Raw genomic sequence first — 24,320 nt, 5'->3', positions numbered from 1 at the left:
TGAACCAAGCACATAGTGAGTTAACCTCAGCATCGGCCGCGCGGAGCCCCCACAACGCGGCACCAGAAGGAGGTGGGCCCGTGTCGATGGCCACCGGAAGCCCGAACATGCGCAGCTTCGCCAAGGACCGTTCGGTCTCGGAGCACAAGCTCACGCGCGACACCCTCAAGCGCATCCTCGAGTTCGCCCGTCCGTACCGCGCCAAGCTCGCGGTCTTCGTCGTCCTCATCGCCCTCGAGGCCGCCGCCGGCGCGGTGACCCCGCTGCTGTTCAAGAACCTCATCGACGACGGCATCAACAAGGGCAACACGGCCCTCGTGCTGGGCATCGCGGCGGCCGTCGCCGCCCTCGCCATCATCGGCGCCGGACTGTCCGTCGCCGACCGCTGGGTGTCGTCGCAGGTGGGCGAGGGGCTGATCCTCGACCTGCGCACCGCGGTGTTCGACCACGTGCAGCGCATGCCGCTCGCGTTCTTCAGCCGCGCCAAGACCGGCGCGCTCGTGCAGCGGCTCAACGGCGACGTCCTCGGCGCGCAGCAGGCGTTCACCAGCACCCTGCAGAACGTGGTGAGCAACTCGCTGACCATCGTCTTCGTGCTCGCGGCGATGCTGAGCATGTCGTGGCAGCTGACGCTGCTGAGCCTGATCCTGCTGCCCGCCTTCGTGTTCCCCGCCCGCTGGTTCGGCAAGAAGATCGCGAAGATCACGCGCGAGAGCTACGAGATCAACGCCGACGCCGCGCAGATCATGAACGAGCGCTTCAACGTCGCCGGCGCGCACCTCGTGAAGATCTTCGGGGACCCCGAGCGGGAGTCGGCAAACTACGCCGCCCACGTCGGCCGCGTCCGCGACATCGGCGTCACGCGCGCCCTGTACTCCACCTGGTTCCGCGTCGGCCTGACCACGCTGGCGTCCGTCGCCGTCGCGATCGTCTACGGCCTCGGCGGGGTCATGGCGATCCGCGGGCAGCTCACGGTCGGCGTCGTCGTCGCCCTCACCGCCTACCTCGGCCGCCTCTACGGCCCGCTCACCGCGATGTCCAACGTCCAGGTGGACGTCATGACCGCGCTGGTCAGCTTCGAGCGTGTGCTCGAGGTGCTCGACCTCGAGCCGACCGTCGCCGAGAAGCCGGACGCCGTCGACCTGCGGCCGCAGGTGCAGGAGCGCGGCGCGAGCGTCGAGCTCGACGCCGTCGGCTTCCGCTACCCGGGTGCCGACGAGGTCTCGCTGGCCAGCCTCGAGTCCGTCGCGACCCTGCGCCACGAGCCGATCGACGACACGCTGCGCGACATCAGCTTCTCGGTGCCCGCCGGCCACATGGTCGCGCTCGTCGGCCACTCGGGCGCGGGCAAGACGACCATCTCGCAGCTGGTCACGCGCATGTACGACCCGACCCGCGGCTCCGTGAAGATCGCCGGCACCGACCTGCGCGACGTCACGCACGCCTCGCTGCGCGCCACCGTCGGCGTCGTCAGCCAGGAGGCGCACCTCTTCCACGACACCATCGCGGAGAACCTGCGCTACGCCCGGCCCGAGGCCACCGACGACGACATCGAGCGCGCGCTCCGGCAGGCGCACATCGCGGACCTCGTCGCCAGCCTGCCCGACGGCATCCACACCGTCGTCGGCGACCGGGGCTACCGCCTCTCCGGCGGCGAGCGGCAGCGCCTGGCGATCGCCCGTCTGCTGCTCAAGGCCCCCGACGTGGTGGTGCTCGACGAAGCCACCGCTCACCTCGACTCCGAGTCGGAGGCCGCGGTGCAGGCCGCGCTGGACGAGGCCCTCGTCGGCCGCACGAGCATCGTCATCGCCCACCGGCTGTCGACCATCCGCCAGGCCGACTCCATCGTCGTGATCGAGGCCGGCAGCGTCATCGACCAGGGCACGCACGCCGAGCTGCTCGCGCGCGGCGGCGTGTACGCGGAGCTCTACCGGACGCAGTTCGAGGGGACCGCTACCGTCGCCGCATGATCGGACGCATCGACGAGGTCGTCTTCGACTGCGCGAACCCGCCGGCGCTCGCGCGCTTCTGGGCCGACGTCCTCGGCGGTGAACCCGCAGGTCGCGACGGCGGCTGGCACTACGTCGACCCGCCGGGCTGGACCCGCGTCGCGTTCCAGAAGGTCCCCGAGGGCAAGGTCGTGAAGAACCGGGTCCACCTCGACGTCGAGGTGGCCGACATCGCCGAGGCCACGGCGCAGGCCGAGGCCCTGGGCGCGACGCGGGTCGGCGAGATCCACGTCGACACCGCAGGCTCGTTCCAGGTCCTGCTCGACCCCGAGGGCAACGAGTGGTGCGTGGTGAAGCCCGCGTGAGGCGCACCGCCGCCTTGCTCGTCCCCGTGGTCCTCGTCCTCGGTGTCGCGGCATGCGTGCCGGGCGCGTCCGGGGCGTCCTGCGCCGCCGACTACCCCTCCTACGCCACGACCGCGGAGCTCGAGGCCAGCGCCGACCTCATCGTGCGGGGCACGTTCACCGCGATGGCCGACGACGACTCCCAGGGCTTCCCGCGTACGGTCGCGACCGTCGACGTCGCGGCGACCTCCCAGGGCGACGCGGCCCCCGGATCGTCCCTCGAGATCGCCTACACCCGCTGCGACGACGTCGTGCAGCTGGGGCTGGACGTCGGCGACGAGTACGTGATCCTGCTGGCCGACCCCGGGGACGACGCGCCACCGACACCGGTGAACATCGATCAGGGCTTCTATGCGGTCGAGGAGGGCCGCGCCGTCGCCACCCCGCACAACTCGGTGCCCCTCGACCCTGCGACCCTCGCGACCCTGGGCCTCTCCTGAATCCTGTTGCGGCGGACGAGCCCAGGGTGAACGGTCGGGGCATGACCGTCCCCCCACGCCTCGCCCCCCTGCTGGCCGAGTACGACTTCGCCAGCGAGCGCCTCCTGCACCGCCTCACCGGCCCGACCGTGGACAGCGGCGACGGCGAGCAGGTCGAGGTCCCGCCCCTGACCGACGCCGAGCTCCTCTGGGAGCCGGTCCCGGGTGCCTGGACGATCCGCCGGCAGGTGGACGGACCGGGGGGGCTGGGCGCGACGCGGCTGGTCGGGTCCGGCGAGTGGGGTCACGACGGCGGCCGCCCGCACCCGTGGCCGCCGCCGGTCACGAGCATCGGCTGGCGGATCAACCACCTGACCAAGACGCTGGCCGGGCGCGCGGACCACACCGACGGCTCCCACACGCACACCGAGGCGGCCGACGAGCCGCAGGGCACCGCCGCCGGCGCGATCGCCCACCTCGCCGCCGCACTCGACGCGTGGCGTGCGACGCTCCTGGGGGCAGACGATGCCGCCTCGACACCGTCGGCTACAGCACCTATCCCAACGGCTCCGACCCGGACGATCTGTTCCTCGACACCGTCTGGTGGATGAACCAGGAGGTCGTCCACCACGGCGCCGAGATCGCCCTCCTCAGGGACCTCTACCTCCGGCTAGCGTGACGCACATGTCCTTCTGGATCTGCGCCACGTGTGCCGTCGAGAGCGCCGAGCAGTTCGACGTCTGCGCGATCTGCGCCGACGAACGCCAGTGGGTACCCGCCACCGGTCAGCGCTGGACCACGCTGGACGAGCTCCGAGCGGAGGGCTACAAGGCGTCGATCGCCCCGCTCGAACCCGACCTGTTCGCCGTCACGAGCTCCCCGTCCGCCGGCATCGGCCAGCAGTCGAAGCTGCTGGTCACGCCCGAGGGCAGCCTGCTGTGGGACCCGATCGGCTTCCTCGACGACGACGTGGTCGACGCGATCGCGGCAATGGGGACGGTCCGGTTCATCGCCGCGAGCCACCCGCACATGTTCGGCGCGCAGGTCGAGTGGAGCCGCGCGCTCGGCGGCGCCGACGTGCTGGTCGCCGAGGCCGACGCCGGGTGGGTCAACCGCCCCGATCCCGTCATCCGCACCTGGTCCGGCGAGGAGCAGATCCTGCCGGGCGTGACCCTGTCCCAGCCCGGCGGCCACTTCCCCGGCAGCGCGATCGCGCACTGGTCGGCCGGCGCAGGCGGGAAGGGCGTCCTGCTCACGGGCGACACGGTCTTCGCCAACCCCGACCGCTCGTCGGTCGCCTTCATGCGCAGCTACCCGAACCACCTGCCGCTGTCCGGCGCGGTCGCCCGCCGTGTCGCCGACCACGTGGACCGCTTCGAGTTCGACCGCCTCTACGGCAACTTCACCAACGTGATCGCCTCGGACGCCAAGGACGTCGTCCGCCGCTCGGCCGACCGCCACATCGGCTGGGTCGACGGCGCCTTCGACCACCTCACCTGAGCGCGTCCTCCAGCCGGTCCACGAACGCGGCCTGCGCGGTCACGACGAGCCGCCGCGCCTCGTCGGGCGCGAACCAGCCCGCCCGGTCGAGCTCCGGCACCATGAGCGTCCGCCCCGACCGCGGCGGCCACGCGATCTCGACCAGGTTGCTCGCGATCGCCGACGCGTCGAGGTCCCCCTCGAGCGCCCACGCCGTGACGACCTTGCCGCCGCTCTGCTTGACGTCCCCGAGCGGGACGGGCCGAGCGTCCGGCGCGGGCACCCCGAGCTCCTCGGCGAACTCACGCCGGGCGGTGACCCAGGGGTCTTCGCCGGGGGACGGCTCTCCCTTCGGGATCGTCCACGCGCCCGCGTCCTTGCGCGCCCAGAACGGACCGCCCATGTGCCCGAGCAGCACCTCGAGACCTGCCGTCCGCCGGAAGAGGAGGATCCCGGCACTCGTCCGCGCGGTCACCGCGCCAGACCCGCGAGGATCGCGTCGACGGTCTCGGACGGCGTGAGGTCGGAGGTGTCGAGCCACAGCCCGATCCGCGGGGTGCCGTCGCGCAGCCCGCGGTCGAGCTCCTCGACGGTCCACGTCCCGTAGCCGGTCTTGGTCCGTCCGGCCTCGCGCGCGTGCACGGCAGCCGCCGACGGCGCCAGCACGACCACCTGCGGCCGGTGCCGGAACATCGCCACCCACGCCGGCAGGTCGTCGCCGAGCGCGATGTCCTGCACGACGGCCGTGAACCCGGCATCGGCGTACTCGTCGGCCACGAGCGCCGCCAGCCGGTACCGCAGCCGCAGCTGGGCGACGGCCACGTCGGAGCCCTCCGGCACCATCTCGGCGCGTCCCGACACGACCATCCGCCGGAACACGTCCCCGCGCACGTGCACCGAGCGCGGCAGCCGCTCGGCCAGCAGCTGCGCGACGGTCGACTTCCCGGCGGCCATGACCCCCGTGATCAGGACTACCGAACCGGCCACGGTCAGACGTCCTCGGGGTCGACCAGGAAGTCGGCCTCGTCGGCGATCTCCCCGCCGATCGCCCCGTGCACGGCGCGGGCGACGGCCTGCACCAGCGGGGCGGCACGGGACCGGGCGACGCGGTGCTCGAACGACGGTCGCTCGGCCTCGAGCTCCTCGATGAACGGCGGCTCCCAGTGCACGCGGTACGCGACGACGCCGCCCACGGTCCACGGCAGGCCGCGCATCAGGGGCGGTAGCGAGGTCTCGGCGCCCGCCTCCACGGAGAGCGTGCCGTCGTGGGCGAGGTCGACGAGCACCCCGTAGGCCTCAGGCGCCGGCGGCACCGCGATCATGATCTCGTCGTAGGCGGCCGCCTCGTCGAGCAGCCGCTTGCGCTCGACCTCGTCGGTGACCCCGTGCTGCTCCAGCGCGGCCGACAGCCCGCGCCCGCCGGCCTCGGCGACCCACTCCGGGCGGTCGCCGGAGTCGCGGCCGACCCCGGGTTGCGGTCCGGTCCAGGTGCCGGTCACCTCGCTGAGCCGCGCGCGCGGCAGCACCGACTGCACGACCGCGAGGGCCTCGGCGGGCTCGAGCCACGAGTCGGCCAGCACCGTGAGGTCGATCGCGCTGTCCACGTCGGGCGTGAGCACGATGCCGAGCTCGCCCGTGCGCACCGAGCCGCCGAGCCGGCGCGCGGCGGCAACGAGCCACTGCAGCACCCGCTCCTCCTCGCGGATGGGCATCGCCTCCGGGAACGCGCGCTTGAGCCCGTCACGGTCCCCGCCGGGGTACGGCGGCTCGCCGCGCTCGCGCGGGCAGGCCAGCACGTAGGCGAGGGCCGACGTCGTCGGCAGGCCCAGGCTCACGGCGTCGTCGGCCTCGACCCGGTACGGACCCGTGAGCGTCGAGAGGCGGGCGAGCCGCAGCGAACGGGCCGGCGTGATGGACGAGCCGACGGCGCGGATGCCGAGCGCCGCCGTCATCGGCCCCATGATCCCGCGGGGCTGCGGAAGCTCGCCGTCCTCCCAGCGCGCCTGCGCGAACCGGCTGATGGCCAGCACCTCGACCTCGTCGACCCCCACGTCGTCGGGCAGCGCGAGGATGTGCCGGGCCCGCAGCGCGGGGTCCTCAGCCCTGAGACGAGGCAGGCTCGCCATGGCTCAGACGTCCGTCCGGTGGAAGTTCTGCCACGACCGCGACGCCGTCGGGCCCCGCTGGCCCTGGTAGCGCGAGCCGTACTCGGACGACCCGTAGGGGTGCTCGGAGGCCGACGACAGCCGGAAGAAGCACATCTGCCCGATCTTCATGCCGGGCCACAGCAGGATCGGCAGCGTCGCCACGTTGGACAGCTCGAGCGTCACGTGACCGGAGAAGCCGGGGTCGATGAAACCCGCCGTCGAGTGCGTGAGCAGCCCAAGCCGTCCGAGCGAGGACTTGCCCTCGAGCCGTGCGGCGATGTCGTCGGGAAGCGTCACGGCCTCGTACGTGGACCCGAGCACGAACTCACCGGGGTGCAGGACGAAGGACTCGCCCGCGGAGACCTCGACCAGCCGCGTCAGCTCGGGCTGGTCGGCCGCGGGGTCGATGAACGGGTACTTGTGGTTGTCGAACAGCCGGAAGTACCGGTCGAGCCGCACGTCGATGCTGGAGGGCTGGAGCATGGCGGGCTCGTAGGGGTCGAGGGCCACGCGGCCCGACTCGAGCTCGGCCTTGATGTCGCGGTCGGAGAGCAGCACGGGGCCACGGTAGTCCGGTTGGCCGTGCGGTCAGGGCAGGTCCGCATCCCGGGCCAGCAGCGCCACCTGCGTGCGGTTCTCCAGCCCGAGCTTGAGCAGGACGCTGGAGACGTGCGCCTTGACCGTGGCCAGCGAGACGAACAGCTCGCGGCAGATGTCGGCGTTGCTCGCCCCACGCCCGATCGCCGCGACGACATCCCGCTCGCGGTCGGTCAGGAGGCCCAGCGACGCGCGCGCCGCCGCCCGGGAGCCGCCCGCTCGCGCGGTCGCGTCCATGAGCCGACGAGCCACCCGCGGCGACAGCACCGGCTCGCCCGCGGCGGCGGCCAGCACGGCCTCGACGATGCGCTCGGGGTCCGTGTCCTTGAGCAGGTAGCCGCTCGCACCGGCGTGCATCGCGGCCTCGACCTCGTCGGCGGTGTCGAACGTGGTGAGGACGACGACGGCGGGCGGGTCCTGGCGGCGCCGCACCGCCCGGGTCGCCGCGATGCCGTCGACGCCGGGCATCCGCAGGTCCATGAGGACGACGTCGACGGGGTGCGCGTCGAGCGCCGCGGGCACCGCGCCCCCGTCCGCCACCTGCGCGACCACCGAGATCCCCCGCGCGCCGTCGAGCATGAGCGTCAACCCGGAGCGCACCAGCGCGTCGTCGTCGACCACGAGCACCCGGACGGTCACGCCTCCCACGGTAGCCACACCTCCAGCGCGAAGCCGTCCGACGTCGACGCTGCCGACACCGTCCCGCCCAGCAGCTCGATCCGCTCGGTCAGCCCGATCAGGCCGGTCCCGGTCCCCGGTCCGAGGCCGCGGCCGCCCGGCCCGTTCACCACGCGCACCCGGAGCCCGTCGTCCCGGCTCACGACCACGTCGACGGCCGAGCCCGGCGCGTGCCTCCGCGCGTTCGTCAGGCCCTCCTGGCACGTCCGGTAGACCGCGAGGCCGACCGCCGCGGGCACGGCGACCTCGGCCACCTCCAGCGACACCCGCGCTCCTGCCCTGCGCTCCTGCTCCACGAGCGCGACCAGGTCCGCGAGGCCCGGCGTCGGCCGCAGCTCCTCCGGCGCCTCCCGCAGCACCCCGATCACAGCCCGCAGCTCGTCCAACGCCTCGCCCGCAGCGGTCCGCACGACGCCCGCGGCGGCCTGCACCTGCTCCGGCGAGAGGTCCGACCGATACTCCAGCGCGCCCGCGGTCGTCGCCAGCAGGGTCAGCCGGTGCGCCAGCGTGTCGTGCATCTCCCGCGCGATCCGCGTGCGCTCGGCGCTGCGCGCCTCGGTCACCTTGCGGCTCTGCTCCTGCTCGGCCCGCCGCGCCCGGGCCCGCCACTCCTCGACCAGCGCGTCCCGCGTCCGGCCGTAGGCGCCCCAGCCCAGGAGCGCCGCGTGCACGGCGACGTCGCACAGCAGCCACCACCCGAGCGGCAACCCCACCGACCGCCACAGCGCCTGGACCGCGTGCCCGACGATGCTCGCGCACGCGACTGGGACCGCGATCCGCAGCCGCTCCCGCCGCGCGACGACGTACGTGCCGGCCGTGGCCGACGGGGTCGCGGCCGGGCTCAGCGCGGCGAGGACCCCGAGCAGCACGCCACCCAGCAGCGGTCGTGTGCGCAGGAGCGGCAGGACCGCGATGGCAGCGACGCCGAGCAGCAGGTCGACCGCGAGCGGCACGCCGTCGCCCCGTGCGGCCCACGCGGCGAAGAAGGTGAGCACGGCCATCCCCGCCAGCAGCCCGAGCAGCACGGGGACACCGGGGAGGTCGCGTCGGGACGGGGAGCAGCTCATGGCGCCGAGCGTAGGAACGCCTCGGTGCGGCCCACCACCGACCAAAGGAGGGGGCCGACGGGCACCTCCGGCCGACGACGTGCACGTCGACGCGCACGAGGGTCGATGGCGTCCACCTCGACGTCAGGAGAACCTCATGTCCCGTCCGATCCCCGTCTGGCTCGTCGCCGTCACCGCCACCGCGCTCGCCGTCGCCATCTGGGTCCTCGCGGTCCCGGTCGCCGGCGTCGACCTGGAGGCGGGCCAGCCCGCACTGACGATCGGCCTCGCGTCCGTCGTCATCGTCGCCGTCGTCGCGACCCTCGGCGGCTGGGCCGTCCGCACGCTGCTGAGGAACCGCACACCGGTCGCCTGGTGGCTGACCTGCGGCATCGTCCTGCTCGTGTCGCTGCTCGGCCCCCTCGGGGCGACGTCGGCAGCGGCGCGGGCCACGCTGCTCACCCTCCACCTGGTGGTCGGCACCGTCATCGCGGTCGGCCTGGACCCGCGCCGCGCCCGGGTCAGGGCACAGGTCCTGGCCGCCTGAACGGGGCCGGGGTCGACGAGGGTTTTCTCCTCGTCGGCCCCTGGGCCCGTTCCACCAGCCGAGTCGGACGGCTATGCTTCCGTCCGAGAGATGCGTGGGAGCGCTCTCGCACACTGATATCGCGCCGGAAAGCCACGACGCACCACCGCACTGCTGCGGGGGAGGTCGGGAGCAGCGGGCGCCACTGCCGAGCACTCGAGGGGCATGTCCATGCGGTACGGCCATTTTGACGACGAGGCACGCGAGTACGTCATCGAGACGCCTCACACGCCCTATCCGTGGATCAACTACCTGGGCTCCGAGCAGTTCTTCTCGCTCATCTCGCACCAGTCCGGCGGGTACTCGTTCTACCGCGACGCCAAGATGCGGCGCCTGACGCGGTACCGGTACAACAACATCCCCGCCGACGCGGGCGGCCGGTACTTCTACGTGAACGACGGCGGCGACGTGTGGACCCCGTCGTGGCTGCCGGTCAAGGCCGACCTCGACCACTTCGAGACGCGCCACGGCCTGGGCTACACGCGCATCACGGGCGAGCGCCGCGGGATCTCCGTCGAGACCCTCTTCTTCGTGCCCATCGGCGAGACGGCCGAGATCCAGAAGGTCACCGTCACCAACACGTCCGACGCGTCGAAGACGATCTCGCTCTTCTCGTTCGTCGAGTTCTGCCTCTGGAACGCGCAGGACGACCAGACGAACTACCAGCGCAACCTGTCGATCGGCGAGGTCGAGGTCGAGCAGGACGGCCCCTACGGGTCGGCCGTCTTCCACAAGACCGAGTACCGCGAGCGCCGCGACCACTACGCCGTCTACGGCGTGAACACCCACGCCACGGGCTTCGACACCGACCGCGACACGTTCGTCGGCGCCTACAACGGCCTCGGCGAGGCGACCGTCCCGCGCAGCGGGAAGTCCGCGGACTCGGTGGCGTCGGGCTGGTACCCGATCGGCTCGCACTCCGTCGAGCTCACGCTGGAGCCGGGCGAGTCCCGCGCGCTGACCTACGTGCTCGGCTACATCGAGAACCCGGACGAGGCCAAGTGGGCCGACGACGCCCACCAGGTCATCAACAAGGAGCCCGCGCACGCGCTGCTGGGCCGCTTCGCGACGACCGAGCAGACCGACGCCGCGTTCGAGGCGCTGCGGGCGCACTGGACCGGGCTGCTGTCGACGTACTCGGTGACGAGCACCGACGAGAAGCTCGACCGGATGGTCAACATCTGGAACCAGTACCAGTGCATGGTCACGTTCAACATGTCGCGCTCGGCGTCGTTCTTCGAGACCGGCATCGGTCGCGGCATGGGCTTCCGCGACTCCAACCAGGACCTGCTGGGCTTCGTGCACCTCATCCCCGAGCGTGCCCGCGAGCGCATCATCGACATCGCGTCGACGCAGTTCGAGGACGGCTCGGCGTACCACCAGTACCAGCCGCTGACCAAGCGCGGGAACAACGACATCGGCTCGGGCTTCAACGACGACCCGCTGTGGCTGATCGCCGGCGTGGCCGCCTACATCAAGGAGACCGGCGACGACGCGATCCTCGACGAGCCCGTGCCGTTCGACAACGCGACCGGCTCCGAGGTCCCGCTCTTCGAGCACCTGGTCCGCTCGTTCCAGTTCACGGTCGACAACCGAGGCCCGCACGGCCTGCCGCTCATCGGCCGGGCGGACTGGAACGACTGCCTCAACCTCAACTGCTTCTCGACCACGCCGGGCGAGTCGTTCCAGACCACGGAGAACCAGGCCGGCGGGCACGCCGAGTCGGTGTTCATCGCCGCGCAGTTCGTCCTCTACGGCGCGGAGTTCGCGGAGCTGGCGTCGCGCCGCGGCCTGACCGAGGTCGCGTCCCAGGCCCGCAAGGTCGTCGACGAGGTCCGCGCCGCGGTGCTCGAGCACGGCTGGGACGGCGAGTGGTTCCTGCGCGCGTACGACTTCTACGGCAACCCGGTCGGCACCGACGCCAAGCCCGAGGGCAAGATCTGGATCGAGCCGCAGGGCTTCGCCGTGATGGCGGGCATCGGCGTGGACGGCCTCGAGACAAGCTCCCCCGCCATCAAGGCGCTCGACTCCGTCGGCGAGATGCTGGGCACCCCGCACGGCCTGGTGCTCCAGTACCCCGCGTACACGACGTACCAGATCGAGCTCGGCGAAGTCTCCACCTACCCGCCCGGGTACAAGGAGAACGGCGGCATCTTCTGCCACAACAACCCGTGGGTGATCATCGGCGAGACCGTGGTGGGCCGCGGCGCGAAGGCGTTCGACTACTACAAGCGGATCACGCCGGCGTACCGCGAGGAGATCTCGGACACGCACAAGCTCGAGCCGTACGTGTACGCGCAGATGATCGCCGGCAAGGAGGCGTCGCGCGCCGGCGAGGCCAAGAACTCGTGGCTGACCGGCACGGCGGCGTGGAACTTCGTCGCGGTGTCGCAGTACCTGCTCGGCGTGCGCCCGGACTACGACGGCCTCGTCGTCGACCCGCAGATCGGCCCCGACGTCCCCTCGTTCACCGTGACCCGCGTCGCCCGCGGCGCCACGTACGAGATCCGCGTGACCAACTCCGGGACCGAGGGTGCCCGCGGGCGCCTGACGGTCGACGGCACGCCGGTCGAGGGCAACCTCGTCCCGTACGCCGCCGCGGGTCAGGTCGTCCGGGTCGAGGTCACCGTCTGACCCCGCCAGGGGCCGACGGGATGCTGCGATGACGGCTGTCCAGGAGATCGAAGCGCTTGCGCCGCCCGCCCTCGAGACGTCGCGGATGGTCACCCTGCGGAGCGCCTCGTGGGAGCTCGACGTGCTGCCGGCGACGGGTGCGTCGCTCGCGGGCGGCCGGATCCGCACGTCCGATGGTGTCTGGCGCGACCTCTTGCGGCCGACTCGGCCGACCGCGCTCGGCCAGCCCGAGAAGTGCTCGAGCTTCCCGATGGTGCCGTGGTCCAACCGGATCGGCGACGGTCTGCTGACGTTCGGCGACCGCACCTGGCAGCTCCAGCGCAACGGCGCCGACGGGACGGCGATCCACGGCGCCGTCGCGTACTCGGCCTGGTCGGTCACCGAGCGGTCGCCGTCGCGGGTCGTGCTCGAGCTCGACACCACCGGGCTCGTCGGCGTGAACTTCCCCTGGCACTTCCGCGCGCAGATCACCTACGCGCTGACCGGCGACCGGCTCACGGTCGGCACCTCGGTGCGCAACATCGACGTCGAGCCGTTCCCGGCGGGCTTCGGGCACCACCCGTACCTGCAGCGCACGCTCTCGCCCGTCGGCACGTCGGCACCGCCGACCCCCGGCCAGCCCGTGCTCGAGGTCCCCACCCGCAAGGGCTACTCGCTGGTCAACGCGCTCGCGCAGGGGCCCGCGGGCGAGGTGCCCGCGCGCGCCGACTTCCGCGTGGCCCGACGGCTGGGGCTCGGGTTCGTCGACGACGTCCTCACCGACTGGGAGCCGGGTGCGCCCGTCCGGATCACGTACGAGGACCTGGGCGTCTCGGTCGACGTGCACGCGGACCCCGTGTACGCGCACCTCGTCGTCTACGCGCCCCGGCGTCGGTCGTACTTCGCGGTCGAGCCCGTGACCAACGTGAACAACGGCTTCGCGCTGCACGCCGCCGGCGTCCCGGGCACCGGCGTCTTCGTCCTCGAACCCGGCGAGGAGCGCTGCGGCGCGTTCACCATGACCCTGCGGGGTTGAGTTCGGCGGCGGCGACCCATCCGGGTATGCTCTCTGCCGGACCGATCCTGTCGGTCGCGCGGGTGTAGTTCAGTGGCAGAACTTCAGCTTCCCAAGCTGATAGCGCGAGTTCGATTCTCGTCACCCGCTCGCATCGCCACACCGTTACGGTTCGACCATGACGGATCCCGGGCCATCGACCAGGCGCCGGTGGGCGCTCGTCGCGGTCGCGGCGCAGGTGGTGTTCGTCGTCAGCTTCCTGATCGCCGCCGCCTGGCAGGGCTCGGGCTACAGCGCACTCGCACACTCGATCAGCGACATGTACGCCGTCACGGCGCCCCACGTGTGGTTTCTCGTCGCCGTCCTGACGGTCACCGGGGCCGTCACCATCGTGTTCGCGTGGCTCTGCGTCTGGCCGACCCTGAGGGCCGGTGGCTGGTCCGCTCGCGTCGGCTCGATCCTGCTGGCGCTCTCCGTCTTCGGGCTCGGCGACCTGCTCACGCCGTTCGAGCGCCTCGCATGCCGGCTCGCCGACGAGGGGTGCTCGTCCGCCGACCAGCTGGCCAACCTCGGCGGCATGCTCGACACGACCCTCACCACGGCCGGCTTCGTCTTCTTCGTCGGCGCTGGGTTCTTCCTCGCGGGCGCCATGGGCAACACCAGGGACTGGCAGGGCTGGGTGCGGCCGACGAACTGGTTCACGATCGCGGTCCTCGTGCTCTTCGTGGCGACCGGCGTGTTCTCCGCCTCCGCTGTCGGGGGGCTCCTGGAGCGCCTGGTCGCCGCGCTCGGCGCCCTCGGCATCGCCCTCCTCGCGCTGGAGATCGCCCGGCGGAACCGGCCGACGCACGACGCCTGACGTCCGCGCAGGGCCGGATCCCCACCCTCCTGGGGATCCGGCCCTGCGACGTCTCGTCAAGAGTGCGCCTCCGACTGCACCAGAGTCAAGCAGTCATTGACCGCTGTCATGCGGCGTTCATGACCCGTCCTCGCCCGCGTCGGTCAGCTCCGCGCCGCACCGCGGCTGAGACACTCCCCTCGTGAGCGCGAAGCGCACTGAGCTGAAGAGCACCGGCTACGAGATCTTCATCGGCGCACTGTCGCTGCTGTCGATCTTCAACCTGGTCCTGATCGCCTTCGCCCAGCACGGCGGCGCCCTGGACGAGGTGATGCTGGTGATGAACGCGATCTTCAGCGCCATCTTCCTCATCGACTTCAGCTACCGGCTCGCGACCGCCCCCTCGCGCAGCGGCTACTTCTTCCGGCACTTCGGCTGGGCCGACCTGCTGGCGAGCCTGCCGTTCGCGCAGCTCAAGTTCCTGCGGATCTTCCGTCTCGTCCGCGTGTTCCGGCTGCTGCGCGAGGTCGGCGGCCGGACCGTCCTGCGGACCCTCGTGCGCGACCGCGCCGGCAGCGCGCTCTACACGCTGCTGTTCACGGGCATCCTCGTGCTCCAGTTCGGCAGCATGGCGATCCTGCGCGTCGAGATCGACGCTCCCGACGCGAACATCACCGACGCGTCCGACGCGCTCTGGTACACGATCGCGACGATCTCGACCGTCGGCTACGGAGACTGCTACCCGGTGACCAATGCGGGTCGGGTGATCGGGTCGATGATCATCGTCGTCGGCGTCGGCATCTTCGGGACGTTCACCGGCTACCTGGCCAACGTCTTCCTGACGCCGCGGAAGCCGGCCGCGAAGCCGGCCGGCTCGCCCGAGGACCCGCTGGTGCGCCTGCGCGCGCTCATGGCACTGCCCGGCGCGACGCTCACGGACGTCGACCGGGTCCTCGGCCTGCAGCGTGACGCGCCCCCGGGAGACGACACCCCCGTCACGTGAGGTCGAGCGCCAGCGTCCGTCCCCAGTCGTGCTTCTCGGCCAGCTCGAACCCGACCCGGTGGTAGAACGCGATCGCGCCCTCGTTCCGGTCGTCGACGCCCAGGTACAGGCCCGGCACGCCGCGACCTCGCAGGGCCTCCGCCAGCGTCTCGACCAGCCGGCGCCCGAGCCCCTGGCCCTGCGCGCGCGGCAGCAGGTCGATGTGCATGTGCGCCGGGAACCGCGCGACCAGGGCCTCGTCGGCACGCGGCCAGTCGTGGATCCGCTGCACCAGCACGTGGTCCTCGGTGCCGTCGCGCGGGTCCTCCCGCAGCGGGTAGCGCGCACGCAGGGCCGGCCACCAGGCCTGCTCGAGCCACTGCTCGAACCGGGCGGTGTCGGCGGTCGCCACGACGTAGCCCACGATCCCGAGCTCGTCGACGACGACGAACGTGAGACCCGGGTCCGCCACCGGGTACGGGCCGGCGTACACGTGCGCCAGCAGGTCGGGGTCGCGGTACAGCGCGGTCGCGTCGCCGCCGATCTCGCCCGTCAGCAAGCAGATGCGGTAGAGCGACGGCAGGTCGGACGGGTGGAACGGCCGGATGACTGCGGGCATGAGCACGACCTTCTCACGGGTCGTTCACGGCCGGCCTGTCGCATTCGTTCCAGGATCGGTCCCGACGTGCCGATGCCCAGGGGGTGACGATCCTTTCCGACACCACCCCCGACGTCCTGCACCAGGTGTTCGTCGTCGCCGTCGGCAAGTGCGACGACGACGGCAACCCGCTGGGCCCGCTGTACAGCGTGCTGAGCTGCGCGCCCGAGCTGCACGCGAGCGGCGTCGTCGCGACGCCGGCCGAGGCGTTCGCGCTCGCCCGCGAGCGCGTCGAGGCCCAGGCGCAGCCCGAGACGTACGAGATCGTCAACCTGCTGTACTGACATTCTGGGGCAGATCCGTCACGCTGAGACATGACGCCGGCCCCCACGCCCTCGCCCAGCACCGCCGTCGCCCGCGCCACCTCGGACTCCGACGGCGCCCACCGCTCGCCCTTCCCGCCGATCGCGAGCTACGCGTTCCTCTCGGACTGCGAGTCGAACTGCCTGATCTCCCCGACCGGCGCCGTCGAGTGGATGTGCGTCCCGCGGCCCGACTCCCCCAGCATCTTCGCCGCGATCCTCGACCGCGGCGCCGGCTCGTTCCGGGTGGGCCCGCACGGCATCCGGGTCCCGACGGCCCGCCGGTACCTGCCCGGCACCCTCGTCCTGGAGACCACCTGGCAGACGCCCACCGGCTGGCTGATCGTGCGCGACGCCATGGTGATGGGCCCGTGGCACAACCAGGACGAGCGGTCCGCGACGCACCGCCGCACGCCCACCGACGACGACGCCGAGCACATCCTGCTGCGCACCGTCACGTGCGTGAGCGGCACGGTGGACCTGCAGGTGGAGTGCGACCCGTCGCCGGACTACGGCCGCGGCGAGGTGCAGTGGGAGTACGACGGCGACGGCTACAACGCCGTCCGCGCGACGCCGCCCGCCGGCTCGCGCTGCCCGACGCTGCGCCTCACGTCGAGCCTGCGGATGGGCATCGACGGACGCACCGCGTCGGCCCGCACGCGCATGGTCAACGGCGACAAGGCGTACATCGCCCTGTCCTGGTCGCCCCTGCCGGCGCCCGCCACGTGGGAGGCGGCCGCCGACCAGCTGTGGCGGACGCAGGAGTTCTGGCGCGAGTGGATCACGCAGGGCGTCTTCCCCGACCACCCGTGGCGCACGTACCTGCAGCGCAGCGCGCTCACCCTCAAGGGCCTCACCTACGCACCGACCGGCGCCCTGCTCGCGGCGGCCACCACCTCCCTGCCCGAGACGCCCGGCGGCGAGCGCAACTGGGACTACCGGTACGCGTGGATCCGCGACTCGACGTTCGCCCTGTGGGGTCTGTACACGCTCGGCCTGGACCGCGAGGCCAACGACTTCTTCGCGTTCATCCACGACGTCTGCCGCGACAACAAGGACCTGCAGATCATGTACGGCGTCGGCGGCGAGGAGAAGCTCGAGGAGTTCGAGCTCGGTCACCTGTCCGGCTACGAGGGCGCGCAGCCCGTGCGCATCGGCAACGCGGCCTACGACCAGCAGCAGCACGACGTGTGGGGCGCGGTGCTCGACTCGGTCTACCTGCACACCCGCTCGCGCGAGCAGCTGCCCGAGGCGCTCTGGCCGGTGCTCAAGCGGCAGGTCGAGGCGGCGATCCGGCACTGGCACGAGCCCGACCGCGGCATCTGGGAGGTCCGCGGCGAGCCGCAGCACTTCACGTCGAGCAAGCTCATGTGCTGGGTGGCCCTCGACCGCGGCGCCCGGCTGGCGCGGATGCACGACGAGCACGACTTCGCCGAGCAGTGGAGCAAGCTGGCAGCCGAGATCCACGCCGACATCTGCGCGAACGGCGTCGACGAGCGCGGCGTGTTCGTCCAGCGCTACGAGTCCGACGCCCTCGACGCGTCGCTCCTGCTGGTCCCCCTGCTGCGCTTCCTGCCGCCCGAGGACCCCCGGGTGCGCGCCACCGTCCTCGCGATCGCCGACGAGCTCACCACCGACGGTCTCGTGCTGCGCTACCGCGTCGAGGAGACCGACGACGGCCTGTCCGGCGAGGAGAGCACGTTCACCATCTGCTCGTTCTGGCTGGTCTCCGCCCTAGTCGAGATCGGCGAGCTCGACCGGGGCCGCGCACTGTGCGAGCGCCTGCTGTCGTTCGCCAGCACCCTCAACCTCTACGCCGAGGAGATCGACACGCGCTCCGGCCGCCACCTGGGCAACTTCCCCCAGGCCTTCACGCACCTGGCGCTCATCAACGCGGTCATGCACGTCATCCGCGCCGAGGAGACGGCCGGTCACGACGGGATCCACTTCGAGCCGCCGAACCGCGGCGGCTAGGTGAGCTCGCGCAGCGGGCGGAAGAACGCGCGCAGGTCGGCCACCAGCAGGTCCGGCGCCTCCAGCGCCGCGAAGTGGCCGCCACGCTCGTGCTCGGTCCAGTGCACGAGCCGGTGCTCGCGGGCGTCGACGTGCCGGATCGCCGGGTCGGTCGGGAACAGGGCATGGCCGAACGGGACGTCGTCGACGACCACCGTCCGCGACGGTGCGACGCGGTTCTCGTAGTACAGGTGGGTCGACGTCGCGCCGGTGCCGGTGACCCACAGCAGCGTCGCCAGGTCGAGCAGGTGGTCCCGCCCGACGGCCTCGGCGGGGTCGTCGACGGCGGGGTCGGTCCAGTCGTGGACCTTGTCGACGATCCACGCGAGCTGCGCGACCGGCGAGTCCGCCAGCGCGTACCCGAGGGTGTGCGGCCGGGTGGACTGCAGCGCGGAGTAGCCCCGGTCGGTCTCGCGACGACTGGCCGCCCACGCCAGCCGCTCGCGCTCGGCGTCGGTGCGCGCCTCGCGGGACGACGGCACGTCGAGGTTGCCGTGGACGTGAACCCCGACCACGCTGCCGGGCGCCACGCGCCCGAGCTCGGGCGAGACCACCGACCCCGTGTCGCCGCCCGCCGTGCCGTACCGCTCGTAGCCGAACGACGTCATGAGCGCGGCCCAGGCCCGGGCGATCCGGCGGTGGTCCCAGCCCTCGTCGGCGAGCGGCGTCGAAAAGCCCACGCCCGGCAGCGACGGGACGACGATGTGGAAGGCATCCGGTCCGGGCGCGGTGAGCGGTGCCAGCAGGTCGAGGTACTCGAGCACCGAACCCGGCCAGCCATGCGTGAGGACCAGTGGCAGCGCGGCGGGATCGACCGAGCGTGCGTGCAGGACGTGGAACGTCTGGCCGTCGATCTGCGTCCGGACCTGCTCGACGGCGTTCAGCCGGGCCTCCACCCGCCGCCAGTCGTGCCCGGAGAGCCAGCGCCCCACGAGCCCCCGCAGGTAGTCGACCGGCACGCCGCGCGACCAGCCGACGGACGCGAGCGTGGCGGGCCATCGCGTCCGGCGCAGGCGGTCCCGGAGGTCGTCGAGGACCTCGTCGGGCACGTGCACCGTGAACGGCTGCACGGGTCAGGCGTCGCCCGACGTGGTGTACGTCTTCTCGGGCCAATAGGCCCACTCCTCGAACAGCTCGGCGCGCCCGTCGGGGCCGAACCGGAGCACCCACAGGTCGCGGTACTCCTGCGGCTTCTCGCCGCCGTACCGCACCTCGACCCGAACCACCGCGTCGGGCCCGTCGGCCGCGATCACGGTCGCGGTCATCTCGAACGGGGTGTCGTCCTTCCAGAACCCTCGGATGGCGTCGATGCCCTCCAGCGGCTCCGGGTCGTACGGCGAGCGCAGGTACCGGGCGTCCTCGTGGAAGAGCCGGTCCAGCCCGTCCGCGTCCTGCGCCCGCCAGGCGTGCTCGTACCGCTCGACCCAGCCCGTGACCGCGTCCTTGCCCATGGCGTGCTCCTCGCCCTCGACGGATGTCGGTGCGTCGAGTCTGCACCGGGCGTCCGACATCGTCACTGCACGCGCGGTCCCGCCTCCCCGCGCCTCAGCACGGACAGCTCCACGCGGGAGCGCAGCTGCTCCGCGGGCAGGACGTGCGCGAGGTCCGCGAGCACGCGGTCGCAGGCCGCGACGACGGCGTCGAGGTCGGAGTCCGGGTCGACCGTGGCGCGCAGGCGCACGACCAGCTCGCCACGATCGGCCAGCACCGCGCCGCGCGCGGACCGGACCAGGGGGTCGTCGGCCAGCACCTCGGCGGCGGTGGCCACGGCGGGACCGGGGTCGACCACCAGCCGGCCGGCCTGCTCCCCCGCGGGCAGCCGCAACGACCCGACGGAGCGGCGCGGCAGGTGCGCGAGCAGCCACCAGAGGCCGAGGAGCACGAGCAGGATCCCGACGACGCCCGCCAGGGCGGCGTAGCTCGACGCCTCGGTCACCTGGGTCGTGTCGACCGCCACCGACGATGGCACGTCCGGCCAGACGTCGCCGAGGAACCCGAGCTGCCACCCGACAGCGGCCACGCCGACGACGAGGAGCACCAGGCCGAGGAGCAGGAGGGCCACCCGGTCGAACGCGAGGACCGATCGCCTCATCGCCGGTCACCCCCCGCGTGCAGGCCTGCGGTCACCCTGCTGGCCACCCGGACGGACAGGGGTTGGACCAGGGGCGCCAGGCGCGCCGTGACGGCGGCGCGGACGGCGTCGGCCACGTCGTCGCCCTCCAGGGTGGTCACGGTGACCGTGACGGAACGGCGGGTGGCGTTCGCCCGGGCGGACAGCACCCGGTCCACGTCGTCGGCGGCGGCGGCCGCGAGGCGGGCGGCGTCGGCGATGCCGATCGTGGTGCCCGCCGACGAGGTCACGGCCAGCCGCGTGCGCACGCGGCGCCCCAGCGCGATCACCACGAACCACAGGCCGAGCAGCGCCAGCAGCACGCCGACGACCGTGACGACCGCCGACGGTCCGACGCCGTCGAGGCGGTCCAGGGCGGGCGCGATCCACGGCTCACCGTCGATGGTGCCGGCAGCGACGAGGGCCTCGCGGACCACGAGCACGCCGACCGCGACCACCAGCACCGCGAGCGCGATGCTCCACCAGGCGACCCGGCCGGCGCGGGTCGCCGCGGCGGCGGGCGCGAAGGCGCGCGGAGTCTCGACGTGGGTCATCGCACCCTCGCGACCGGTCGGGAGTCGGCCGTGGGACGCACGACCTCGCGCACGGCCACGCCGACGTACGTGACGTCCTGTCCGGCCTGTCGCTCGAGCTCGCGACGCACGGCCTCCTGCACCTGCGTGGTGACCCGGGCGGCGGAGGCGGGCCAGGCGATAGCCACCTCGACCTCGACCCGCGCGTGCGTGCCGGCGCGCTGCCAGTGCACGCGGGGGTAGCCCCGACCGAGCCGGCGCTCGATGGTCCCCGCGGACTCTTCCGGCGCGACGCCTGGCACCTCGAGCGTCACCTGGCGTGCGATCCGGGTCAGCGCGCGGTCCGCGATGGTGAGCGTGCCTCGGGCGTCAGCCACGGCGGCGGCCGGCGACGAGCCCGGAGACGTCGAGCCGACCCTCCACGACGAGGCCGACGAGCACCCCGACCGCCGCGAGCACGAGGGCGAGCACGAACATGCTGAACCCGCCGACGGCGGCGACGAGCGCGAGCAGCAGGCCGGCGAACAGCCCGATGGCAACAGCTGACATGGTGACTCCTCAGACGATGGTGTCGATGTCCTCGACGTGGACGCGGACGGGCATCGGGGCGATCGCGGAGACCGCGCGCCGGACACGGGCCGCGGTGTCGGGAACGGGGACGAGGTCGGAGACGACGACGTGCACCTCGGTGCCCTCGTCGTCGATCCGGACCCCGGTCACCCGGCGTCCGGGCAGGTAGGTGCCCAGCTCGCCGAACCGCCCCCCGTGAAGTCGGACCACGCCGGGCACCGCGAGGACCGCGGCGGCCACGGCCTCGGCCGGGGTGATCGGGTCCGGGGCGTCGTCGGCGATGACGGCGACCCCGGGCTCGACCACGTCGAGCCGCGCGACGTCCGGAGCGATCTCCAGCGGCGTCGGCACGTCCTGCGCCGGCCCGTCGGGGTCGGTCACTGGACCCGCTGCTCCTGCGGGGCGGCCGGCTGCGCGTCGTCCTGCGGCAGGTGCACGTCGTTGACGGACACGTTGACCTCGACCACGTGCAGGCCGGTCATCTGCTCGACGGCGCTGATGACGTTGCGGCGGATGCCGTTGGCCAGGTCGGCGATCGAGACGCCGTACTCGGCGACCAGGTCGAGGTCGACCGCGGCCTCGGTCTCCCCCACCTCGACGGACACGCCCTGGGAGTGGTTGGTGCGCGCGCCGGGGATGCGCTCACGCAGGGTGCCCATCGCCCGGGCGGCGCCACCGCCGAGGGAGTGCACGCCGGTCACCTCGCTCGCCGCGATGCCGGCGATCTTGCTGACCACCGTGTCGGCGATCGTCGTGCTGCCTTCGGGAGTGACGAGCGCGCTCTGGCGCGAGCGCGCAGCTGGGGCCGCGACGGTTGTGGACTCGCTCATGGTGTCCTTCTCTCGACGATTGCGGGCGCTGGATCGGCGCCTTCCCCTGGTTGGTCGGCGTTCCGCCCGATTCGTCACACCGGGCGGGTGTGACGTGCGTCACACCTGCCGGGATGCGCTCGTCGGCAGCCGGGCAGACAGTGCTCGGGATGGACGAGCACGAGGTTCCCGACGAGGTGCTCGCCCGGCGAGCCGGGCTCGGCGACCGCCGGGCGTTCGCGGTCGTCGTCGACCGACATGGTCCCGCGCTCTATCGCTATGCCCGTCGCATGCTCGATGATCCTCGCGACACCGAGGACTGCGTGCAGGAGGCTTTCTCCGCCGCGTGGACCTCGTTGCCGCACTTCGAGGGCCGGTCCACGCTGCGCACCTGGCTGTTCGCCATCACGGCGCACAAGGTGCGGTCCCTGCAGCGTCTCCGCCCCCGCACCGCGATGCCCCTGCCGTTCGCCCCGGACGACGAGGTGGATCGTCACGCGGTCGACCCCGAGCGGTCGGCCGAGGCGGCGCAGCTGCGCGAGGCGCTCGACATCGCGCTCCGCGAGCTCCCGCCGGGTCCGCGCTCGACGTGGCTGCTGAGGGAGGTCGAGGGCATGTCCTACGACCAGATCGCCGAGGTCGCCGGCACGACGACGAGCACTGTCCGCGGCCAGCTCCACCGGGCCCGGGCCCACCTGATCCGGCGGATGGAGGCGTGGCGATGAACGGGGACCAGCTCCTCGCGCAGGCCGCCCGGACGCTGCGCGAGCACACCGACTCCGGGTGGGTCGCGCTGCGCGACGACGTCGTCGCCGCGGCCGTCCGCGCGTTCCGTCCGTCGGCGCCCGTCCGCGGCCGGCTGCCGGGCGGCGAGCTCTGGGTGGCGTCGACCGCGCTGGTGGCCCGCGTCCGGGACGCGCTCGCCGACCTCCCGCAGGGCGGCGCTCTGCGGATCACCTGCACGACCACGCCCGACGACGACCTGGACCGCCTCACCGTCGAGGTCGTCGCGCTGTACGGCACGCCCCTCCTGCCGCTCGCGGACGAGGTTCGCCGCCGGGCCGCCGCCGCTGTCGCGGACACCCTGGGGCTCACCGACCCGCCGCTGTCCCGCGTCCGCGTGGACGTCTCCGTCGGCGACGTCACGGCCGACCCGAGGCGCCTGTGATCACCGCGGCGTGAGATCGCCCAGCTTCCACGAGCGGTCGAAGTACGGCTCCAGCGGGCCGTAGAACCGGAAGTACGAGAACCAGTGCCGCCCGGGGATCGTCTGCACCCAGTTGGCCTGGCGTCCGGGTGGCTCCTGCGGGCCGAACCAGAGGTCCACAGACGAGTCGGCGTTGCGGATCAGGTCCTCGTCGCGCGAGCCGCGGTCGCCGCGCTGCTGCTCGTTGTCGATCAGGCAGCGCGTCCGCACGTCGTACACGGTCGCGGACCAGAACGTCGCCGCGGGCACGTCGGCCGGCACGTGCAGCGTGTAGTCGCGGCCGCCGTCGAGCCACTGCCCGTCGGACCCGGTGTAGGCGGCGAGGTATGCCTGCCCCTTGCCGGGCGTCTGGCTCGTCATGGCCGCGGAGTAGCTCACCGCCTCGTAGAACCACGACGCCCGCTCGAACAGCTCGTCGTACCAGGGCCCTCGCTGGGCCGGGTTGCTCATCGGCACGGCGAGGTCCCAGGCGCGGTCCGGCCAGTACGCCGAGCCCTCGAACCGCTTGGCGAACGTGTTGGCCTGCGCCATCACCTCGCCCGCCGACGCACCCTCGGCGAGGATCCGCTGCATCCGCTCGTCCGGCGCGAACGGCGCACCCTTCTCGATCCCGAGCTGCCGCATCATCGCGAGGAAGAACCGGTCGCGCTCGTCGACGACCTCGTCCTGGTAGATCGCGTGCAGCAGCTCGAAGTAGGCGAGGCCGCGAGGCTGGTCGCCGTCCCAGCGGCGCCCCTCGGGGCGGAGGATCYKGGTGGGCGGCGCCGCCTGGCCGTCGAGCCGCGTGATCCGCAGCCCCTCGACGATCCCCTGCGCCCGCACGGGGTCGGGGTCGAGGGTGCGGAACCCGAACATGACGTTCATGCCGGTCGCGCGGTGGACGTAGTACTCGCCGTCCAGCGGCGCCGGCTCCTCGGTCCCCGGCGGGAGGATCAGGTGCCGGCCGCCGCCACCCTCGTCGGGACCCATCTCCCCGAGGATCGCGAACTCCCGCTGCCAGAAGTCCGACGCCCCGCCGGCCACCGGCCCGGGCGGCACCTCGACCACGAGCGGACCCGTGCGGCCGAGGTCGATGAACGCGACGAGGTACGGGGTCGTGGCGTTCGCGGTGATCAGGCCCAGCCGGTCGGCGTACGTGACGTAGTGGACGATGTCGTAGTCGGTCGCCATGAATACGGAGCGGTGCTGCTGCTGCCACTGCGCGTACGACACCAGCGGCAGGGCCCACAGGTACACCTGGGTGGCCAGCTGGAGGTCGAGCGCGTCGAACACCATCGGCAGGTCCTCGCGGGCCGGCAGCTCGCCGTCGAGCCGGACGCGACCGAGGTCTCCGGGCAGGGTCATGGCCCGAGTCTGGTGGGGACA

At 72.6% G+C, this 24,320-nt stretch carries 30 protein-coding genes and 1 tRNA gene; 15 read left to right on the top strand and 16 right to left on the bottom strand.

What is annotated here, in order from left to right; genetic code table 11:
- Window positions 1-86 precede the first annotated feature (86 nt).
- The 5 genes from AC1DYZ_RS07055 (at window position 87) to AC1DYZ_RS07035 (ending at window position 4,272) form a co-directional block, all read left to right on the top strand.
- Window positions 87-1,970 carry an ABC transporter ATP-binding protein gene (locus AC1DYZ_RS07055; protein WP_477064606.1) on the top strand — a complete coding sequence of 628 codons (1,884 nt, stop codon included), beginning with the start codon at window positions 87-89 and terminating at the stop codon, window positions 1,968-1,970.
- Complete coding sequence (locus AC1DYZ_RS07050; protein WP_477064495.1) at window positions 1,967-2,314, top strand: VOC family protein; 348 nt, start codon at window positions 1,967-1,969, stop codon at window positions 2,312-2,314. The genes AC1DYZ_RS07055 and AC1DYZ_RS07050 overlap by 4 nt, the downstream gene beginning before the upstream one ends.
- Window positions 2,311-2,793, top strand: coding sequence for a hypothetical protein (locus AC1DYZ_RS07045; protein WP_477064494.1), 483 nt, complete (start codon window positions 2,311-2,313; stop codon window positions 2,791-2,793). The genes AC1DYZ_RS07050 and AC1DYZ_RS07045 overlap by 4 nt, the downstream gene beginning before the upstream one ends.
- Window positions 2,794-2,834: 41 nt before the next feature.
- Complete coding sequence (locus AC1DYZ_RS07040; protein ID WP_477064493.1) at window positions 2,835-3,383, top strand: DinB family protein; 549 nt, start codon at window positions 2,835-2,837, stop codon at window positions 3,381-3,383.
- 73 nt (window positions 3,384-3,456) lie between these two features.
- The gene (locus AC1DYZ_RS07035; RefSeq protein ID WP_477064492.1) at window positions 3,457-4,272 is read left to right on the top strand and encodes an MBL fold metallo-hydrolase; all 816 of its coding nucleotides are present in this window, start codon (window positions 3,457-3,459) and stop codon (window positions 4,270-4,272) included.
- On the opposite strand, the gene AC1DYZ_RS07030 is transcribed toward AC1DYZ_RS07035, so the two are convergent.
- Genes AC1DYZ_RS07030 through AC1DYZ_RS07005 form a run of 6 tightly spaced genes read right to left on the bottom strand, consistent with a single transcriptional unit; the run spans window position 4,265 to window position 8,740 of the window.
- The gene (locus AC1DYZ_RS07030) at window positions 4,265-4,726 is read right to left on the bottom strand and encodes an NUDIX hydrolase (protein WP_477064491.1); all 462 of its coding nucleotides are present in this window, start codon (window positions 4,724-4,726) and stop codon (window positions 4,265-4,267) included. The two genes, AC1DYZ_RS07035 and AC1DYZ_RS07030, sit on opposite strands and share 8 nt — an antisense overlap.
- Window positions 4,723-5,238, bottom strand: a complete 516-nt coding sequence (locus AC1DYZ_RS07025; RefSeq protein WP_477064490.1) for an AAA family ATPase — start codon at window positions 5,236-5,238, stop codon at window positions 4,723-4,725. Before AC1DYZ_RS07025 ends, AC1DYZ_RS07030 begins: the two co-directional genes overlap by 4 nt.
- Window positions 5,239-5,240: 2 nt before the next feature.
- Window positions 5,241-6,377: a hypothetical protein gene (locus AC1DYZ_RS07020; protein WP_477064489.1), complete on the bottom strand. Its 1,137-nt coding sequence runs from the start codon at window positions 6,375-6,377 to the stop codon at window positions 5,241-5,243.
- 3 nt (window positions 6,378-6,380) lie between these two features.
- Window positions 6,381-6,956 (bottom strand): dCTP deaminase, encoded by a 576-nt coding sequence (gene dcd / locus AC1DYZ_RS07015; protein WP_477064488.1) that lies wholly within the window; start codon window positions 6,954-6,956, stop codon window positions 6,381-6,383.
- A 30-nt stretch (window positions 6,957-6,986) separates the two neighbouring features.
- Complete coding sequence (locus AC1DYZ_RS07010) at window positions 6,987-7,634, bottom strand: response regulator transcription factor (RefSeq protein WP_477064487.1); 648 nt, start codon at window positions 7,632-7,634, stop codon at window positions 6,987-6,989.
- Window positions 7,631-8,740, bottom strand: a complete 1,110-nt coding sequence (locus AC1DYZ_RS07005) for a sensor histidine kinase (protein ID WP_477064486.1) — start codon at window positions 8,738-8,740, stop codon at window positions 7,631-7,633. Before AC1DYZ_RS07005 ends, AC1DYZ_RS07010 begins: the two co-directional genes overlap by 4 nt.
- Before the next feature lie 136 nt (window positions 8,741-8,876).
- Between AC1DYZ_RS07005 and AC1DYZ_RS07000 the strand changes: the two genes are divergently transcribed.
- The 6 genes from AC1DYZ_RS07000 to AC1DYZ_RS06975 all read left to right on the top strand — a co-directional run bounded on the left by AC1DYZ_RS07000 (window position 8,877) and on the right by AC1DYZ_RS06975 (window position 14,774).
- On the top strand, window positions 8,877-9,266 hold the full coding sequence (locus AC1DYZ_RS07000) for a DUF6069 family protein (protein ID WP_477064485.1): 390 nt from the start codon (window positions 8,877-8,879) through the stop codon (window positions 9,264-9,266).
- Between the two features lie 210 nt (window positions 9,267-9,476).
- Window positions 9,477-11,939 carry a glycoside hydrolase family 94 protein gene (locus AC1DYZ_RS06995; RefSeq protein WP_477064605.1) on the top strand — a complete coding sequence of 821 codons (2,463 nt, stop codon included), beginning with the start codon at window positions 9,477-9,479 and terminating at the stop codon, window positions 11,937-11,939.
- 28 nt (window positions 11,940-11,967) lie between these two features.
- Window positions 11,968-12,954 carry an aldose epimerase family protein gene (locus AC1DYZ_RS06990; RefSeq protein WP_477064484.1) on the top strand — a complete coding sequence of 329 codons (987 nt, stop codon included), beginning with the start codon at window positions 11,968-11,970 and terminating at the stop codon, window positions 12,952-12,954.
- Window positions 12,955-13,012: 58 nt separating this feature from the next.
- Window positions 13,013-13,083: transfer RNA gene (locus tag AC1DYZ_RS06985), tRNA-Gly, on the top strand.
- A 28-nt stretch (window positions 13,084-13,111) separates the two neighbouring features.
- Complete coding sequence (locus AC1DYZ_RS06980) at window positions 13,112-13,792, top strand: DUF998 domain-containing protein (protein WP_477064483.1); 681 nt, start codon at window positions 13,112-13,114, stop codon at window positions 13,790-13,792.
- 181 nt (window positions 13,793-13,973) lie between these two features.
- A complete protein-coding gene (locus AC1DYZ_RS06975) occupies window positions 13,974-14,774 on the top strand; it encodes an ion transporter (RefSeq protein WP_477064482.1) in 801 nt (266 codons plus the stop codon).
- On the opposite strand, the gene AC1DYZ_RS06970 is transcribed toward AC1DYZ_RS06975, so the two are convergent.
- Window positions 14,767-15,372, bottom strand: a complete 606-nt coding sequence (locus tag AC1DYZ_RS06970; protein WP_477064481.1) for a GNAT family N-acetyltransferase — start codon at window positions 15,370-15,372, stop codon at window positions 14,767-14,769. The two genes, AC1DYZ_RS06975 and AC1DYZ_RS06970, sit on opposite strands and share 8 nt — an antisense overlap.
- 83 nt (window positions 15,373-15,455) lie before the next feature.
- Here AC1DYZ_RS06970 and AC1DYZ_RS06965 point away from each other — a divergent pair, with 83 nt between their 5' ends.
- Together AC1DYZ_RS06965 and AC1DYZ_RS06960 are read left to right on the top strand one after the other, a co-directional pair.
- The gene (locus AC1DYZ_RS06965; RefSeq protein WP_477064480.1) at window positions 15,456-15,695 is read left to right on the top strand and encodes a hypothetical protein; all 240 of its coding nucleotides are present in this window, start codon (window positions 15,456-15,458) and stop codon (window positions 15,693-15,695) included.
- A gap of 30 nt (window positions 15,696-15,725) precedes the next feature.
- On the top strand, window positions 15,726-17,687 hold the full coding sequence (locus tag AC1DYZ_RS06960; protein ID WP_477064479.1) for a glycoside hydrolase family 15 protein: 1,962 nt from the start codon (window positions 15,726-15,728) through the stop codon (window positions 17,685-17,687).
- On the opposite strand, the gene AC1DYZ_RS06955 is transcribed toward AC1DYZ_RS06960, so the two are convergent.
- From AC1DYZ_RS06955 to AC1DYZ_RS06920, 8 genes are all read right to left on the bottom strand, one after another.
- Window positions 17,684-18,796, bottom strand: coding sequence for an epoxide hydrolase family protein (locus AC1DYZ_RS06955; RefSeq protein WP_477064478.1), 1,113 nt, complete (start codon window positions 18,794-18,796; stop codon window positions 17,684-17,686). The genes AC1DYZ_RS06960 and AC1DYZ_RS06955 overlap by 4 nt on opposite strands.
- 3 nt (window positions 18,797-18,799) lie before the next feature.
- On the bottom strand, window positions 18,800-19,177 hold the full coding sequence (locus AC1DYZ_RS06950) for a YybH family protein (RefSeq protein WP_477064477.1): 378 nt from the start codon (window positions 19,175-19,177) through the stop codon (window positions 18,800-18,802).
- A gap of 62 nt (window positions 19,178-19,239) precedes the next feature.
- A complete protein-coding gene (locus AC1DYZ_RS06945) occupies window positions 19,240-19,818 on the bottom strand; it encodes a hypothetical protein (protein WP_477064476.1) in 579 nt (192 codons plus the stop codon).
- Window positions 19,815-20,390: a DUF6286 domain-containing protein gene (locus AC1DYZ_RS06940; RefSeq protein WP_477064475.1), complete on the bottom strand. Its 576-nt coding sequence runs from the start codon at window positions 20,388-20,390 to the stop codon at window positions 19,815-19,817. Before AC1DYZ_RS06940 ends, AC1DYZ_RS06945 begins: the two co-directional genes overlap by 4 nt.
- Entirely contained in the window at window positions 20,387-20,746 is a 360-nt protein-coding gene (locus tag AC1DYZ_RS06935; protein WP_477064474.1) for an Asp23/Gls24 family envelope stress response protein, read from the bottom strand. The genes AC1DYZ_RS06940 and AC1DYZ_RS06935 overlap by 4 nt, the downstream gene beginning before the upstream one ends.
- Window positions 20,739-20,918 carry a DUF2273 domain-containing protein gene (locus AC1DYZ_RS06930; RefSeq protein WP_456825695.1) on the bottom strand — a complete coding sequence of 60 codons (180 nt, stop codon included), beginning with the start codon at window positions 20,916-20,918 and terminating at the stop codon, window positions 20,739-20,741. Before AC1DYZ_RS06930 ends, AC1DYZ_RS06935 begins: the two co-directional genes overlap by 8 nt.
- A gap of 9 nt (window positions 20,919-20,927) precedes the next feature.
- A complete protein-coding gene (locus AC1DYZ_RS06925; protein ID WP_477064473.1) occupies window positions 20,928-21,320 on the bottom strand; it encodes a hypothetical protein in 393 nt (130 codons plus the stop codon).
- Window positions 21,317-21,769, bottom strand: coding sequence for an Asp23/Gls24 family envelope stress response protein (locus AC1DYZ_RS06920; RefSeq protein ID WP_477064472.1), 453 nt, complete (start codon window positions 21,767-21,769; stop codon window positions 21,317-21,319). Before AC1DYZ_RS06920 ends, AC1DYZ_RS06925 begins: the two co-directional genes overlap by 4 nt.
- Before the next feature lie 149 nt (window positions 21,770-21,918).
- Here AC1DYZ_RS06920 and AC1DYZ_RS06915 point away from each other — a divergent pair, with 149 nt between their 5' ends.
- A complete protein-coding gene (locus AC1DYZ_RS06915; RefSeq protein ID WP_456825698.1) occupies window positions 21,919-22,473 on the top strand; it encodes an RNA polymerase sigma factor in 555 nt (184 codons plus the stop codon).
- Window positions 22,470-22,916 carry a hypothetical protein gene (locus tag AC1DYZ_RS06910; protein WP_477064471.1) on the top strand — a complete coding sequence of 149 codons (447 nt, stop codon included), beginning with the start codon at window positions 22,470-22,472 and terminating at the stop codon, window positions 22,914-22,916. The genes AC1DYZ_RS06915 and AC1DYZ_RS06910 overlap by 4 nt, the downstream gene beginning before the upstream one ends.
- Here the strand turns inward: AC1DYZ_RS06910 and AC1DYZ_RS06905 are convergent, their stop codons facing one another.
- Window positions 22,917-24,299 (bottom strand): DUF1254 domain-containing protein, encoded by a 1,383-nt coding sequence (locus AC1DYZ_RS06905; RefSeq protein WP_477064470.1) that lies wholly within the window; start codon window positions 24,297-24,299, stop codon window positions 22,917-22,919.
- Window positions 24,300-24,320 lie beyond the last annotated feature (21 nt).

The organism is Cellulomonas sp. P1_C4, from assembly GCF_056406355.1.
Note: the sequence above shows the minus strand (reverse complement) of the source record. Positions and strands in the feature narration are given on the sequence as shown.

Coding starts and splice junctions, on each gene's coding strand:
- AC1DYZ_RS07055 (WP_477064606.1), top strand. CDS start 87: ATGGCCACCGGAAGCCCGAACATGCGCAGCTTCGCCAAGGACCGTTCG.
- AC1DYZ_RS07050 (WP_477064495.1), top strand. CDS start 1,967: ATGATCGGACGCATCGACGAGGTCGTCTTCGACTGCGCGAACCCGCCG.
- AC1DYZ_RS07040 (WP_477064493.1), top strand. CDS start 2,835: ATGACCGTCCCCCCACGCCTCGCCCCCCTGCTGGCCGAGTACGACTTC.
- AC1DYZ_RS07035 (WP_477064492.1), top strand. CDS start 3,457: ATGTCCTTCTGGATCTGCGCCACGTGTGCCGTCGAGAGCGCCGAGCAG.
- AC1DYZ_RS07020 (WP_477064489.1), bottom strand. CDS start 6,377: ATGGCGAGCCTGCCTCGTCTCAGGGCTGAGGACCCCGCGCTGCGGGCC.
- AC1DYZ_RS07005 (WP_477064486.1), bottom strand. CDS start 8,740: ATGAGCTGCTCCCCGTCCCGACGCGACCTCCCCGGTGTCCCCGTGCTG.
- AC1DYZ_RS07000 (WP_477064485.1), top strand. CDS start 8,877: ATGTCCCGTCCGATCCCCGTCTGGCTCGTCGCCGTCACCGCCACCGCG.
- AC1DYZ_RS06995 (WP_477064605.1), top strand. CDS start 9,477: ATGCGGTACGGCCATTTTGACGACGAGGCACGCGAGTACGTCATCGAG.
- AC1DYZ_RS06990 (WP_477064484.1), top strand. CDS start 11,968: ATGACGGCTGTCCAGGAGATCGAAGCGCTTGCGCCGCCCGCCCTCGAG.
- AC1DYZ_RS06980 (WP_477064483.1), top strand. CDS start 13,112: ATGACGGATCCCGGGCCATCGACCAGGCGCCGGTGGGCGCTCGTCGCG.
- AC1DYZ_RS06970 (WP_477064481.1), bottom strand. CDS start 15,372: ATGCCCGCAGTCATCCGGCCGTTCCACCCGTCCGACCTGCCGTCGCTC.
- AC1DYZ_RS06960 (WP_477064479.1), top strand. CDS start 15,726: ATGACGCCGGCCCCCACGCCCTCGCCCAGCACCGCCGTCGCCCGCGCC.
- AC1DYZ_RS06950 (WP_477064477.1), bottom strand. CDS start 19,177: ATGGGCAAGGACGCGGTCACGGGCTGGGTCGAGCGGTACGAGCACGCC.
- AC1DYZ_RS06945 (WP_477064476.1), bottom strand. CDS start 19,818: ATGAGGCGATCGGTCCTCGCGTTCGACCGGGTGGCCCTCCTGCTCCTC.
- AC1DYZ_RS06940 (WP_477064475.1), bottom strand. CDS start 20,390: ATGACCCACGTCGAGACTCCGCGCGCCTTCGCGCCCGCCGCCGCGGCG.
- AC1DYZ_RS06930 (WP_456825695.1), bottom strand. CDS start 20,918: ATGTCAGCTGTTGCCATCGGGCTGTTCGCCGGCCTGCTGCTCGCGCTC.
- AC1DYZ_RS06920 (WP_477064472.1), bottom strand. CDS start 21,769: ATGAGCGAGTCCACAACCGTCGCGGCCCCAGCTGCGCGCTCGCGCCAG.
- AC1DYZ_RS06915 (WP_456825698.1), top strand. CDS start 21,919: ATGGACGAGCACGAGGTTCCCGACGAGGTGCTCGCCCGGCGAGCCGGG.
- AC1DYZ_RS06910 (WP_477064471.1), top strand. CDS start 22,470: ATGAACGGGGACCAGCTCCTCGCGCAGGCCGCCCGGACGCTGCGCGAG.